The sequence below is a fragment of the Salegentibacter flavus genome (assembly GCF_900115145.1).
In the GTDB taxonomy this organism is placed as follows: Bacteria; Bacteroidota; Bacteroidia; order Flavobacteriales; family Flavobacteriaceae; genus Salegentibacter; species Salegentibacter flavus.
This window is the reverse complement of sequence record NZ_FOVL01000003.1, coordinates 170,310-183,987: the sequence shown is the minus strand read 5'-3', so window position 1 is coordinate 183,987 and position 13,678 is coordinate 170,310. Positions and strand designations below refer to the sequence as shown.

General features: G+C 40.7%; 11 protein-coding genes. 1 reads left to right on the top strand and 10 read right to left on the bottom strand.

Going from position 1 to position 13,678, the window contains the following annotated elements; translation table 11 throughout:
* Nucleotides 1–34: 34 nt before the first annotated feature.
* The 5 genes from BM266_RS04330 to BM266_RS04310 all read right to left on the bottom strand — a co-directional run bounded on the left by BM266_RS04330 (nt 35) and on the right by BM266_RS04310 (nt 5,190).
* Nucleotides 35–679 (bottom strand): PRC-barrel domain-containing protein, encoded by a 645-nt coding sequence (locus BM266_RS04330; protein ID WP_139220592.1) that lies wholly within the window; start codon nt 677–679, stop codon nt 35–37.
* A 19-nt stretch (nt 680–698) separates the two neighbouring features.
* On the bottom strand, nt 699–920 hold the full coding sequence (locus tag BM266_RS04325; RefSeq protein WP_093406315.1) for a hypothetical protein: 222 nt from the start codon (nt 918–920) through the stop codon (nt 699–701).
* Between the two features lie 155 nt (nt 921–1,075).
* A complete protein-coding gene (locus tag BM266_RS04320) occupies nt 1,076–2,431 on the bottom strand; it encodes a M28 family metallopeptidase (protein WP_093406313.1) in 1,356 nt (451 codons plus the stop codon).
* Between the two features lie 120 nt (nt 2,432–2,551).
* Nucleotides 2,552–2,839 carry a YtxH domain-containing protein gene (locus tag BM266_RS04315; RefSeq protein ID WP_093406310.1) on the bottom strand — a complete coding sequence of 96 codons (288 nt, stop codon included), beginning with the start codon at nt 2,837–2,839 and terminating at the stop codon, nt 2,552–2,554.
* A gap of 137 nt (nt 2,840–2,976) precedes the next feature.
* Nucleotides 2,977–5,190, bottom strand: a complete 2,214-nt coding sequence (locus BM266_RS04310; protein WP_093406308.1) for a bifunctional alpha,alpha-trehalose-phosphate synthase (UDP-forming)/trehalose-phosphatase — start codon at nt 5,188–5,190, stop codon at nt 2,977–2,979.
* A 96-nt stretch (nt 5,191–5,286) separates the two neighbouring features.
* Between BM266_RS04310 and BM266_RS04305 the strand changes: the two genes are divergently transcribed.
* The gene (locus tag BM266_RS04305; protein WP_093406305.1) at nt 5,287–7,086 is read left to right on the top strand and encodes a glycoside hydrolase family 15 protein; all 1,800 of its coding nucleotides are present in this window, start codon (nt 5,287–5,289) and stop codon (nt 7,084–7,086) included.
* Between the two features lie 110 nt (nt 7,087–7,196).
* Here BM266_RS04305 and BM266_RS04300 read toward each other — a convergent pair whose 3' ends face one another.
* The 5 genes from BM266_RS04300 to BM266_RS04280 form a co-directional block, all read right to left on the bottom strand.
* Nucleotides 7,197–7,379, bottom strand: a complete 183-nt coding sequence (locus BM266_RS04300; RefSeq protein WP_093406303.1) for a hypothetical protein — start codon at nt 7,377–7,379, stop codon at nt 7,197–7,199.
* 111 nt (nt 7,380–7,490) lie between these two features.
* Nucleotides 7,491–9,305: an acyl-CoA dehydrogenase family protein gene (locus BM266_RS04295; RefSeq protein WP_093406301.1), complete on the bottom strand. Its 1,815-nt coding sequence runs from the start codon at nt 9,303–9,305 to the stop codon at nt 7,491–7,493.
* A gap of 132 nt (nt 9,306–9,437) precedes the next feature.
* Nucleotides 9,438–10,628 (bottom strand): acetyl-CoA C-acyltransferase, encoded by a 1,191-nt coding sequence (locus BM266_RS04290; protein WP_093406298.1) that lies wholly within the window; start codon nt 10,626–10,628, stop codon nt 9,438–9,440.
* A 101-nt stretch (nt 10,629–10,729) separates the two neighbouring features.
* Complete coding sequence (locus BM266_RS04285; RefSeq protein WP_093406296.1) at nt 10,730–13,135, bottom strand: 3-hydroxyacyl-CoA dehydrogenase/enoyl-CoA hydratase family protein; 2,406 nt, start codon at nt 13,133–13,135, stop codon at nt 10,730–10,732.
* 78 nt (nt 13,136–13,213) lie between these two features.
* Nucleotides 13,214–13,669 carry a MarR family winged helix-turn-helix transcriptional regulator gene (locus tag BM266_RS04280; RefSeq protein ID WP_093406293.1) on the bottom strand — a complete coding sequence of 152 codons (456 nt, stop codon included), beginning with the start codon at nt 13,667–13,669 and terminating at the stop codon, nt 13,214–13,216.
* Nucleotides 13,670–13,678 lie beyond the last annotated feature (9 nt).

Genomic DNA, 13,678 nt, shown 5'->3' with positions numbered 1-13,678 from the left:
AGATTTTCAGATTAATTTAATCAATTAACAGAGATCAACTATTTTTTCGGTAATTAACTCCATCAAATTCTTCGCGGTCATAGAAAAGATCATCAGGCTTTCTTTTACTTATTTCCCGGTCATAATTTTCATCTTCTACAACGTGCTCCTCATCCCACCGGTTCGCTATAGAATTATCTGCATATTCTTCTTCTTTTCTATGCTTCACATGGGAATCTTCAAGAGGTTCTTTATCCCGATTATAGGAACTTAAAACTGCTTTCTCGTAATCCCGGTTTAAGTGCGCTCCTTTTTCTATACGTTTAGTTTCGGCAAAGGTTTGATGGTTGATACGAGTGGTGAAAACAAACTTTTCGTCTTCCATAAGTTCAACCAATCCAACAGGAATGATCAAATGGTTTTGTCCTTCTTCATTCACGAATTCCTTTATTTCAGGATCTGCCGGGGTGCCGTAGGGATCGTGCCTGGCATCTATAATGGTTTGATCTACATCTATGTCAAGATAGACCACGCGATCAAGATTTCTGTTAATTAGCAAGTTATCTACTTTGCCAATAACGCGCTTGTCGGCATCTCTTACTTCCCAGCCCCGAATATCCGGATAACCACCGGCTACCTTATAATCCTTTAATTCGCTGAGATAATATAAATGTTTTTCTTTGGACTTATTCTTGGTCATAATTTTGATTTTTTCAGGGTTAAGAAATCAAACTTTGCGCTACGGAAAAGCTTATTTGCTTGTCCCGGTTATTGTGCATAGTACGGTTGTCATTGAGTTCTTCTATATCGTCGGTATTGTCTGTGTCTTCATTAAAAGTGTCAGTATATAGGAAGACATAGGCCAGAATTCCCAGGATGACTATTATCAGTATTATCCAGGGCCAGACCGGTCGTTTCTTTTCAATTTTAATTTCTGCCATTTTACAGGGGTTTATGGTTAGTTACTTTAAATTTAAGGAAATGAGCGGCTATACCATACTAAGATTTGCCCAAAGAATTGTTAATTCGCTATTAACAGCACAAAAAAAGGATGCCTGTAAAGACATCCTTTATAATCCCTAAGTTTAGGTTGATATTATCTAAAGGTTCCTGAAGGGAAAACAACCACGCTTTCGTGCCCGTCCTTCCCGACTGTGGCAACTCCAAAATAGAAATTGTCAATAACAATTCCTTCAAGAGTAAATTCATTAACATCACCTACAAATCTGGAATGCTGCCATTGGGGAGCGGTAGTATCCCGCCAATAGATTTTATAACCGGCAATATCACCGTCTACTTTTTCCCATCGCAATTTCGCAGAAGGAGCTACAATACCTCCAATTTCTACATTATTTGGTGCAGGAGGGGCCCAGGCCAGGGAAGCCATATTGATTGCATTTACTGCCGTAAGTTTTTTGGCATAATCAAAATTAACGCCTTCTACCACATCGCCGTAATCAATGCCGTCTTCGGTTCTTAAATCCTGATGTTGCCGATTATAGTTTTCATGTGCTTCCATAATTCGTATTCCCGGAAACCCAAGATCATTAAAAGGTCTGTGATGACCGCCACGACCAAACCGATCTAAGCGATAGATCATCATAGGGTTCATTTCTGGCATATAGGTTTGTGTTGTTTTATGCACATAACGAGCAAGTTGCCTTGAAATTCCATCGACTTCCCCACCATAGAACCTACGCATATTTCTTTCACGTTCGGTTTCTGTTGGAGGCACTGGTTCAGAAAAGATCCTGAAACTACGATTATCTATCACTCCATCTACTCCTTCAATATTTCCTATCATATCGTTATTTAAAACTCCTATGATCTCCCAATTATTATCTTTTGCATATTGTGCGAGCCCTTGCCCGCCAAATAAGCCCTGCTCTTCTCCGGAGAGTCCCACGTAAACAATGCTGCTTTCAAAATCGTACTTTGAGAGAACCCTTGCGGCTTCAATCGCACCCGCCATTCCACTGGCATTATCGTTCGCGCCAGGAGCATCGCCTTCAAAATCGCTTCCATCGGAATTACGTGAATCTATATCGCCGCTCATAAGAATATAGCGATTTGGATATTTCGAACCTTTTTGAATGGCGACTACATTTACCACCCAAGCATCGTGAGGTACACGGTCGCTATCTTCGGTGGTAACAAAATCTTTTTGATAAAAGACATCCAGGCAATTATCGCATTGGGAAGAAATACTATCAAATTCAGATTTTATCCACCTGCGGGCGGCGCCAATACCGCGAGTTTCTGAAACGGTATCGCTAAAAGTATTCCTGGTTCCGAAACCTGCCAGGGTTCTGATATCGCTTTCTATGCGTTCAGCCGATACATCTTCGATAATCTGGTAAATGCGGTCATCGGTCTGCTGGGCCTTAAGGTTTTGTAGTGTAAAGAATAGAGTAAAAAGGGACGCAATCCCCAGAGTAGTTTTGGAAATCATATGACATATAAATTTAGATCCCTAAAGTACAGAAAGTTTAGACTATTTTAAAAGTTTATGTTTAAAAACAAAAAAGCCCCGGAATACCGGAGCTTTATATACTTTGTTCAAAAAACCTAATTAACTGGCTTTCATCTCGTGAATTTCAGCCTTAGCTTCATTAACTTTTTTTTCGCTCTTAGAGTCGGAAAGACCAGCTTTGGTTTTAGCTTTTAAAGCATCAACCTTGTGGCTTAGAGAATCGGAAAATTCATTGAAATTCTTTCTTGCTCCTTCCAGATAGTCGTCTCCAGTTTTTGTAATCGCTTTACGGGTGTCAGTACCTTTTTTAGGGGCGAAAAGCAATCCTATAGCAGCACCAGCAGCCGCACCTGATAACAATCCTAATAACATTTTTCCTGATTTCATGGGTCTAAATTTTTATTTTTGATTTATAATTTTTCGTAGGGTAAAGCTACTTCAAATTAAAGCTATGCCCATATTTTACGAGTTAAGCTTGATATAAACTTTGTTTGCAAATGTCAAGGATTTTAACACTTACGGGATTAAGTATGATCAGCAAATAATTTAAGGATCTCTCTAACATTTTTGGTGTCTTCCACATAATACTGGGCACTGGTATTTTTGATTCCCACTTTTACGGTATAGGCATCTTCCGGTAGTTCCCTGAAAAGATATTCATCGGTCCAATCATCGCCAATAGCAAATATGAAATCATAGTCTTCCCCAACAAGTTTTTTGCCGGCCGCCTTGCCTTTACTCACATCGCTGCTTTTAATTTCGAGAACCTTATTTCCTTCAAGAACGCTAAGCCCATGATTAGAGATGAGCTCCTTTAAAACACTGGAGAGTTCGTTGGCTCTCATTTCCCCCAGCTCCGGATCGGCTTTACGGTAATGCCAGGCAAGAGAATAATTCTTGTCTTCAATAAAAGTTCCAGGGGTGCGGTCTACAAAGTTTTCTATTACCGGGCGCACAGCTTCCATCCAGTCGTTTTTTATATTTTCTGAAAGCTCCCATTCGCTGTTTTGTTTCCTTATCCAAACGCCGTGTTCAGAGATGAGTTCTACGCTGGTTTTCGCCCACCAGTAACCAAGGGTGTGTTTGTCTCTTCCGCTTATTAGGACAACATCAGTTTTGTTACCACTGTTCAATTTTGAAATTAACTCAATCAACTCTTTATCTGGTTTGGCATTTTCAGGTTTATCGGTGTAATTTACCAGGGTGCCATCATAATCCAGGAAGAGAATGCGACGTTTCGCATTTTTATAAGTATCTAATATCTCAGAAGATACTTTGGTAGATATCTTTATGGATTGGGAGTCGTTCCTGTTATCTTTAGTGTTTTTAAGAGCTTTTATAAAATCATTGGCCCACTTTTCTACGCTATATCGCTTCAGTCTTTTCTGAAGCATTTTATTGCGTTGTATCTGTTCTTCCTTCGGCATTTCCAAAGCTTGTTTTAATGCAGAAGAGATTTGTTCGAAATTGTTCGGGTTGATTAATATTGCTTCATTCATTTCGTGGGATGCGCCGGCCATTTCACTTAAAATAAGTACTCCCGTATGATACGTGCGGGTGGCAATAAATTCTTTGGCCACCAGATTCATTCCATCCCGAATTGGGGTGAGTAAAGCCACATCACAGGAGGTATAAAGGTCTATCAGATTTTCAAACGGCATAGAGCGATAAAAATACCAGATAGGAGTCCAGTTTACCGTAGAGAATTTTCCGTTGATACGGCCCACAAGTTCATCAATCTCGCGTTTCAGTCGCTGATATTGCGGAACATTGGAGCGGGAGGGAACCGCCAGCATCACTAACCGGACCTTCTCTACATATTCCGGATTTCTATCCAGAAAGTATTCAAAGGCTCTTATCCTGTTGGCAATTCCTTTAGTATAATCGAGCCTGTCGATACTCAGGATCAATTTAGCCTCGGGAGTTGTTTTAAGGTGATGATCCAGCCTGTTTTGCAGATCTGATTGTTCTTCGGAAGTATTCTTAAAATGGTTTAGGGCTGCCTGTTCAAATTTTTCGTAATCTATACCCATAGGAAAAGAATCTACCTTTACAATTCTATTCGGCAGGGTTACCTCATTAAAATCTACCTGCAACCTTAAGATTCTACTGACCGAACTTAAAAAATGGCGTTCATAATCATAGGTGTGAAATCCAATGAGGTCTGCACCAAGAACACCCTCCAAAACCTCTTCCCGCCAGGGAAGTGTTCTGAAAACTTCGTAGGAAGGAAAGGGGATATGGTTAAAAAAACCAATAATTGCTTCAGGGGCTTTTTCCCTAATCATATTAGGTACCAGCAAGAGTTGATAATCGTGCACCCAAATCTGGTCACCTTCCTGGTAATGCTTCAAGACTTCATTGGCATATTTCTGATTAACCTTTTTGTAGATCTCCCAGAAGCTTAGTTCAGCTTCGGTATATTCCATAAAATAATGAAAAAGCGGCCAGATGGTTCTGTTACTAAAACCATAATAAAAGCCTTCTATTTCTTCAGCTGTGAGATTTACTGAAACACAGGCTTCCTCCAAGGCCCTTTTCTTAACATCCTGAGCAAGGCTTTCAGGGATTTCCTCTTCGGTAAGTCCGGTCCAGCCTATCCAGATGCTGTCGCCATCACGGTGGAAGGATTTCAGGCCGGTGGCCAGTCCTCCTACGCTTGGGGTTACTTCAAGATTATTATCTTCAATGCTTATTTGTAATGGTAATCGGTTGGATATGATGATGGTTTTACTCATAATTATATGTGAATGCTGTTGCTGCGGAATTGATTTTTATTAAATTTCCGAAAATCAAAGCACACAACCATCCTTTTAAAAGAACTTTAGGATTATATGGATAATTTAGATTACGGAATTATAGGAAATTGTAAAAGTGCAGCCCTGGTATCTAAGACGGGATCCCTGGATTGGTGTTGCCTACCAAATTTTGACTCTGCCGGAGTGTTCGCCAAACTGCTGGATGAAGAGAAAGGAGGAAATTTTGAAATTCTTGTTTCTGAGGATTATAATATTGAGCAGGAATATCTTTGGGAAACCAATATCCTTAGTTCAGTTTTCGATAATGGCACTGATGCGTTTCAGCTCATAGATTTTATGCCACGCTACCCCAGGGAAGACGGTTCTTATTATGCTCCGCCAGATATTATCAGATTTTTTCGCCTGTTAAAAGGAAAGCCTGAATTCAGAATAAAATATGATCCTAAACTGGATTTTGCCCGGGAAAAGACTCATACCGAGAATAAAGGAGGTTATTTAAAAAGTTTTACCAAAGAAGGTAAATATGATTCTCTGTTTTTTTATTCCAATTTTGAACTGAAAGATATTGAGGAGCAAAATATGCTCACTTTAACCCAAAATGCTTATTGCCTGGTTGGTTATCACGAGAAACTTATTCCGCAGAATCTGGACAGGGCTTATCTTAAATTTCAGCGCACCAAGACCTACTGGATGAACTGGAGTTCTAAAACGGCCAGGTATACACATTATTCCGAAGAAATTATGCGCAGTGCCCTTGTTTTAAAGGCTCTGACCTATAAAAAATCGGGGGCAGTTCTGGCAGCTGCTACCACTTCACTTCCGGAGACCATAGGAGAGGAGCGAAACTGGGACTATCGTTTTTGCTGGATTCGGGATTCCTCTATGGTAATTAAAGTAATGGCTGGTTTAGGTCATATGGAGTCGGCACAAGAATTTCTTCAGTTTATAATTGATATTATCCCCAACAAAGATGAAAAGATCCAGATAATGTATGGCATTAACGGGGAGAAGGAGCTCACCGAACATATCCTGGACCATTTAAAGGGGTATAAGAACTCTCAGCCGGTTCGTACGGGGAATGCGGCCTACATTCAGAAGCAAAATGATATCTACGGAATTTTAATGGAGGTGATCTACCAGCAGTATCTTCAGTTTGAGACCTCTCTGGAAAATTCTGAAGAACTCTGGACGATAGTACGTGGTATTGTGAACATCGTGGAAGAGCACTGGCAACAACCCGATAAGGGAATCTGGGAATTGCGTACCGAAGACCGACATTTTGTGTTCTCAAAATTGCTTTGTTGGGTAGCAGTAGACCGGGCAATAAAAATAGGAGAAGTGCTGCGAATGGGTATTAACGATACCAGATGGAAGAGTCTCAGGGCAGAGATTTATACCGATATCTATAACAATGGTTGGAATGAAGAAATTCAGGCTTATACCCAGTCCTATGGCTCAACAGATCTGGACGCTTCTACCTTACTGATGGAATCCTACGGTTTTATAGAAGCGAAAGATCCACGGTTTATAAAAACGGTGGAGGCTACAGAAAGAGAACTCTGTAAAGACGGTTTAATGTATCGGTATAAGAATAAAGATGATTTTGGAGAACCCTCATCGTCATTTACTATTTGTACCTTTTGGTTGATAGACAGTTTATTTAAAATAGGCCAGAGAGAAAAATCGAAAAGACTATTTGATCAATTGCTTAGTTATAGTAATCATTTGGGACTTTTTAGCGAGGATATAGATTTTAAAACAAAAAGATTACTCGGTAATTTTCCTCAGGCTTATTCTCATTTAGCTCTTATTGAGACAGCAGCTAATTTTAGCAAAGGAATTAGTGCTGAAGAAAGCTGGTTAAGCGATTTTTAAATCTTTCAATTATTAAAGAGACTTAAACCTGGAACGAAATGCATTGGTTCCAGGTTTAAGTTTTTCTAGGCGGTTCATCTGTATCCCCATTAAATTTAGGTTCTTTTAGTTCAACGTGGGATTACTATTGCCAGCAAGATGTAATTGGAAGATTCAGGTTCATCTATTTTCTCTTCCGGTGGAAGTTCACTTTCAACAACAGTAGAATCCTGCTTCTGGTAGGCAAATGAAGGAGTTTCATGAAGTAAGAAACAGAAAAGAAGAAAGGATACCAATGTTAGACTGTTTTTCATACCTTATTTTTTGAATATCCCCGGAATTTTTATCAGCAATAACTTTAAAAATAAGCAATAAAAAAGACCGTCTAAATTTGACGGCCTTTTTAAAACAGATTTAATTGAAATTTAGAACATATACTTGTTTTCTGAAGTCAGTTTTTCTGCGATGCTATTTCTAAGCTCCACAATATTTGGCATATTTTCATATTTGGTGAAGCGTTTAAGGCCCATAAGCATCATTCGTTGTTCATCTCCCTCTGCGAAAGAGGCGATACCTTCTTTGGCTTTTTGGTTAACAGTATCTACTGCGTGGTAGAGGTAGAGCTTCGCCATTTGGATCTGTTCCTTTTGCTGATCTTCTCCAAAGCGCTTTGCATTTTTCTCTGCTCTAAGAATTCCTGATTCGGCCATATAGGTTTCTATCAGGATATCAGAAGCCGCCAAAAGCAATTGCTGATGTTCTTCGAGGTCTTCCCCAAATTTTTGAACAGCACTTCCGGCAACCATAAGAAATACTTTTTTAAGTTTTTTAACCATTTCCTTTTCTTCTGCAAACAATTCTGAATAATCAGGTTTGTCCATAGAAGGAATTCCTGTTAGTTCATCGCCGACAGCCTGGGCTGGTCCAAGAAGGTCTACGTGGCCTTTCATCGCTTTTTTAATCAACATTCCCACGGCCAGCATTCGGTTGATCTCATTGGTGCCTTCGTAGATCCTTGCGATCCTGGCATCTCTCCAGGCGGATTCCATAGGTGTATCGGCCGAAAAGCCCATACCTCCAAATATCTGTATACCCTCGTCGCTGCAATTCTGAATATCTTCTGAACAAGCAACCTTCAGGATAGAACATTCTATAGCGTACTCTTCAAAAGTTTTTAATTCAGCATCGGCGTGGGATTCCCCATTTTCCATGCGTAGGCTGATCCTGTTTTCTATCATCTTCGCAGCTCGGTAGGTGGCAGCTTCTCCAACCCAGGCGGAAGTGGCCATCTCTGCTAATTTTAGTTTGATAGCTCCGAATTTCGCAATTGGCGTCTTAAATTGAACCCTGTCATTGGCATATTTTATAGCTACATCGGTCACCCTTCTTTGAGCATCCAGAGTTGCTGAAGCCAATTTAATTCTACCAACATTCAACGCATTCATCGCTATTTTAAATCCGTTTCCACGCTCGGATAGCATATTTTCGGCAGGAATTGTTGTATCGTTGAAAAATACCTGTCGGGTAGAGGAGGAGTGAATTCCGAGTTTTTTCTCTTCTTCGCCAAAGGTAATTCCATTTGGATTTTCCTTATCGTATTCTACGATGAAACCGGTAATGTACTTATCATCCTCAATTCGAGCAAATACGATAAACACATCTGCAAAGCCCGCATTGGAGATCCACATCTTCTGCCCGTTTATCTTGTAATGTTTGCCGTCCTCGGTAAGCTCAGCTTTTGTTTTCCCTGAGTTGGCGTCACTTCCTGCACCGGGTTCTGTTAAACAATAGGCACCAAACCATTCTCCCGTAGATAACTTCGGAACATATTTCTTTCGTTGCTCTTCGGTTCCATAAAGTAGAATTGGCAAAGTGCCAATCCCCGTGTGCGCACCAAAAGCAGTAGCAATAGAACCTGTGGCTCCCGAAATATAATCGCAAACCAACATAGTAGAAACGAAGCCCATTCCAAGGCCATCATATTCTTCCGGTACTGCTACTCCAAGGAAACCAAGTTCCCCGGCTTTTTGCATTACTTCTTCGGTAAGCGCGTAATTTTTATTTTCAAATTCATCTTTTTTCGGCCAGATCTCGCGATCTACAAATTCCTTAACCGAATCGCGCATCATTTTTTGCTCTTCCGAAAAATCTTCCGGGGTAAATATGTCTTCTGCCTTGGTCTCCTTAACCAGGAATTGCCCACCGCGCAGAAGTTCTTTTTTATTTTCTGTTGTTTCCATTGTTTGGTATTGTTATTTTAATTTTTTGCTTTTGGATTAGAATAGAGAAAAGAGAAGAAAGAAAATAGACATTATAAGCCATTTTGAAACCCATTGTCATTTTTTGAAACTCTTCTATCTCTCTTCTTTTTTCTATGACAAGATTTCGTATATGCCCGCAGCTCCCTGTCCGGTTCCAACACACATTGTCACCATGGCGTATTTGTCTTTCAAGTTGCGTTTGCGCATTTCATCAAAGATTTGCACCGAAAGTTTTGCTCCGGTACAACCCAGCGGGTGCCCCATAGAAATTGCACCTCCGTTAGGGTTAACCTTGTCAGGATCTAAGCCCAGTTCCCTGATTACTGCCAGGGATTGTGATGCAAAAGCTTCATTAAGTTCAATGAGCTGCATGTCATCTTGTTTTAATCCGGCTTGTTTTAATGCTTTCGGAATTGCTTCTACTGGCCCGATTCCCATTATTCTTGGCGGAACTCCAACAGGAGTATAACTAACCAGTCGGGCGATAGGTTCCAGATTGAATTCCTTTACCATTTCTTCACTCATTACCATTACAAAGGCAGCGCCATCGCTCATTTGTGAAGAGTTACCTGCAGTTACGCTTCCACCTTCGGCAAAAACAGGTCTTAGTTTCCCTAAAACTTCCTTGGAAGTATCGGCTCTGGGACCTTCATCTTTGGTTACAGTATAAGATTTAGTTTGTTTCTTACCATCTTTCCCAACAAAAGTTTCTTCAACGTCAATGGGAACTATTTGATCCTGAAATCGGTTTTCTTCCTGTGCTTTTAGCGCTTTTTGGTGTGAGTTGAAGGCAAATTCATCCTGATCTTCACGGGAAACCTTGTATTTTTCAGCTACGGCTTCCGCAGTAAGTCCCATACCCCAGTAATAATCTTCATTTCCTTCTTTGGCAGTTTTATAATTAGGTACCGGTTTGTAACCTCCCATTGGGATATAGCTCATACTTTCGGCACCACCGGCGATAATACAATCGGCCATTCCGCTTTGGATCTTCGCAGAGGCAATTGCTATGGTCTCCAGCCCTGAGGCACAATAACGGTTAACCGTCATCCCCGGAACCTTATCGGTATCCAGGCTCATTAAAGAGATCAAACGGCCTACGTTTAAACCTTGTTCGGCTTCGGGCATTGCGTTTCCAACAATCACATCATCGATTCGGGTTTTGTCAAAATCGGGTAATTGTTTCATCATATATTCTATAGTTTCTGCTGCCAGATCATCAGGCCGCTTAAATCTGAACACGCCACGGGGAGCTTTCCCCACGGCTGTTCTGTATGCTTTTACTATGTATGCTGTCTTCATTGTATATTGTATTTTGTATAATGTGTATTGAATTTCTTAGTTATAATGTTGATTGTTATTTGATAATCATATCCTTACAATCTACATTATACACTATACGATTAATTACGTAGCGGTTTCCCTTTCTTCAACATATGCTGAAGTCTTTCCAGCGTTTTGCGCTCTCCGGTTAGGGAAAGGAATGCTTCGCGTTCCAGGTCGAGTAGATATTGCTCACTTACCATTTGCGGTTCAGAAAGATCTCCACCGGCCATTACATATGCCAGTTTGTTAGCAATCTTTTTATCGTGGTCGCTAATATATTTCCCGGCGTTCATCTGGTCTGTCCCTACTAAGAAAGCTCCTAAAGCCTGTTTCCCTAATACTTTTATATCGGTACGGAGAATAGGTTTCGTGTAACCATTTTCAGCCATTAACAGGGCATGTTTTTTAGCTATTGCCAATTGCCTGTTTGGATTGACCACCACGATATCTTTACCTTTTTGAAGGATATTAAGATCGTAAGCTTCATAAGCAGAGGTTGAAACCTTAGCCATCCCAATAGTTAGGAAGTGTTCTCTTAATCGGTTTAATTCTACATCGTCTTTTTCAAAAGTATCTGCAGCACGAACGGTCATTTCTTTAGAACCACCGCCGCCGGGAATTACCCCAACCCCAAATTCAACTAATCCAATGTAAGTTTCGGCTGCTGCCACTACTTTATCGGCATGCATGGAAAGTTCACAACCGCCTCCCAGAGTCATCGTGTGCGGTGCAGCCACGGTTGGGATGGAGGAGTAGCGCATACGCATCATTGTGTCCTGGAAATATTTCACAGCCATATTCAGCTCTTCATATTCCTGTTCCACAGCCATCATAAAGATCATCCCGATATTGGCACCAACAGAGAAATTCTTCCCATTATTGGCAACTACTAATCCCTGGTAATCTTTTTCAGCAATATCTATAGCCTTATTGATTCCATCAAGGACATCACCACCAATAGCATTCATTTTGCTTCGGAATTCAACATTTAGGATTCCGTCCCCAAGATCTTCAACCACAACTCCGCTATTTTTGAATACTTCTTTGGATTCCCGGATGTTGTCAAGAATGATAAAAGCATCCTGGCCAGGGATTTTTACGTGTTCCTTTTTAGGAATATCATAGAAATAGGTATTCCCTTCCTTAACGGTATAAAATGATTCCTTGCCGCTTTCCAGCATTTCATTTACCCAGGCGGCAGGTTTTTTGCCTTCGGCTTCAATAAGTTCGATTCCTTTTTTTACCCCAACGGCATCCCAGATCTGGAAGGGACCGTGTTCCCAGCCAAATCCAGCTTTCATCGCGTCATCTATTTTATAGAGCTCGTCAGTAATCTCCGGGATTCGATGGGAAACATAGGCGAAAAGCGCCCCGAAACTTTTTCGGTAAAATTCTCCGGCTTTATCTTTTCCGTTGATCAAAACCTCAAAACGGTCCTCTACATTGTCTATGCTTTTAGTTTCTTCCAGCGTAGCGAAAGAAGCTTTTTTCTGGTCGCGATATTCCAAAGAGTCCAGATCCAATGACTTTATGGTACTGGAACCATCCTCGTTTTTTATTTTCTTATAAAATCCTTGGCCGCTTTTGCTGCCGTACCATTCGTTGTCCACCATTGTCTGGATAAAATCCGGCAAGGCAAAAAGTTCATGTTCTTCATCTTCTGGTACTCCTTTATGCAGTCCGTTGGCCACGTGCACTAAAGTATCCAGTCCTACCACATCAACTGTTCTAAAGGTGGCAGATTTTTGGCGCCCAATTACGGGCCCGGTAAGTTTATCGACTTCCTCAATGGTCATTCCCATATCTTTAACCATATGGAAAAGGCTCATTATACTGAAAATTCCTACCCGGTTTCCAATAAATGCCGGGGTATCTTTAGCTACCACCGATTTTTTTCCGAGGAATTTTTCTCCATATTCATTAAGGAAATCAAGGACCTCTTCTGAAGTATCTGGCCCGGGAATAATTTCGAATAATCTAAGATAACGGGGCGGATTAAAGAAATGGGTTCCACAAAAATGCTTTTTAAAATCATCACTGCGGCCTTCATTCATTTGGTGAATTGGAATTCCCGAAGTATTTGAAGTAATAAGAGTTCCTGGTTTGCGGTGTTTTTCCAGGTCATCAAAGACCTTCTTTTTAATGTCCAGACGTTCTACAACAACCTCTATAATCCAGTCTGCTTCTGAAACTTTCGATATATCATCTTCCAGGTTTCCAGTTTCGATACGGTTGGCAAATTTTTGGTGATAGATTGGAGAAGGTTTAGATTTTAAAGCGCTTTGCAACGACTCGTTAACCAACCGGTTTCTAACTTCCTTATCCTCCAGAGTTAGCCCTTTTTTCTTTTCCTTTTCATTCAGTTCCCGGGGCACAATGTCCAGCAGGAGTACTTCTACGCCAATATTGGCAAAGTGACAGGCAATCCCGCTCCCCATAATTCCGGAGCCTATTACGGCCACTTTATTGATTCTTCTTTTCATGTTGTTAGTCAAATTTTACTATAAGGTTTTCGTTTCTTTATTTAATGTTTCAGCTTTTTCCAGCTGATAAGTTCTAAATCAATGTTTCAGTTTAATTTCTTCTTTATAGATCTTTTTTTCTGAAATCAGATCCATTATGGTATTGGCAACTTCAATAAAGGTTTTCAGATCCTCTTCAGAAACCGATTCCTTTACCGCCTCATCAAATCTTAACACGACCTTTTTGGAGTAATCACGCATCTCCCGACCAAAATCGGTTAAGTGAATAAGAACGCTCCTCCCGTCTTTTGGGTTCTTCCGGCGTAGAATAAGGCCTTTATCTTCCATGGTCTTTAATATCCTGGAAAGACTGGTAGCTTCCATTCCCATTTTGGGACCCAGTGAAGTAGAAGGGGTGCCGGTTTCCGGATCGATGCTTAAAAGAGCGAAACCGGTGGCCATCGTACTACCGGCCTTTCCGGCTTCTTCATTATACATCTTTGAAACTGCCATCCAGGTGGCACGCAAAACATAATCTATCGTTTTTTCCTTCATTTTTGATAC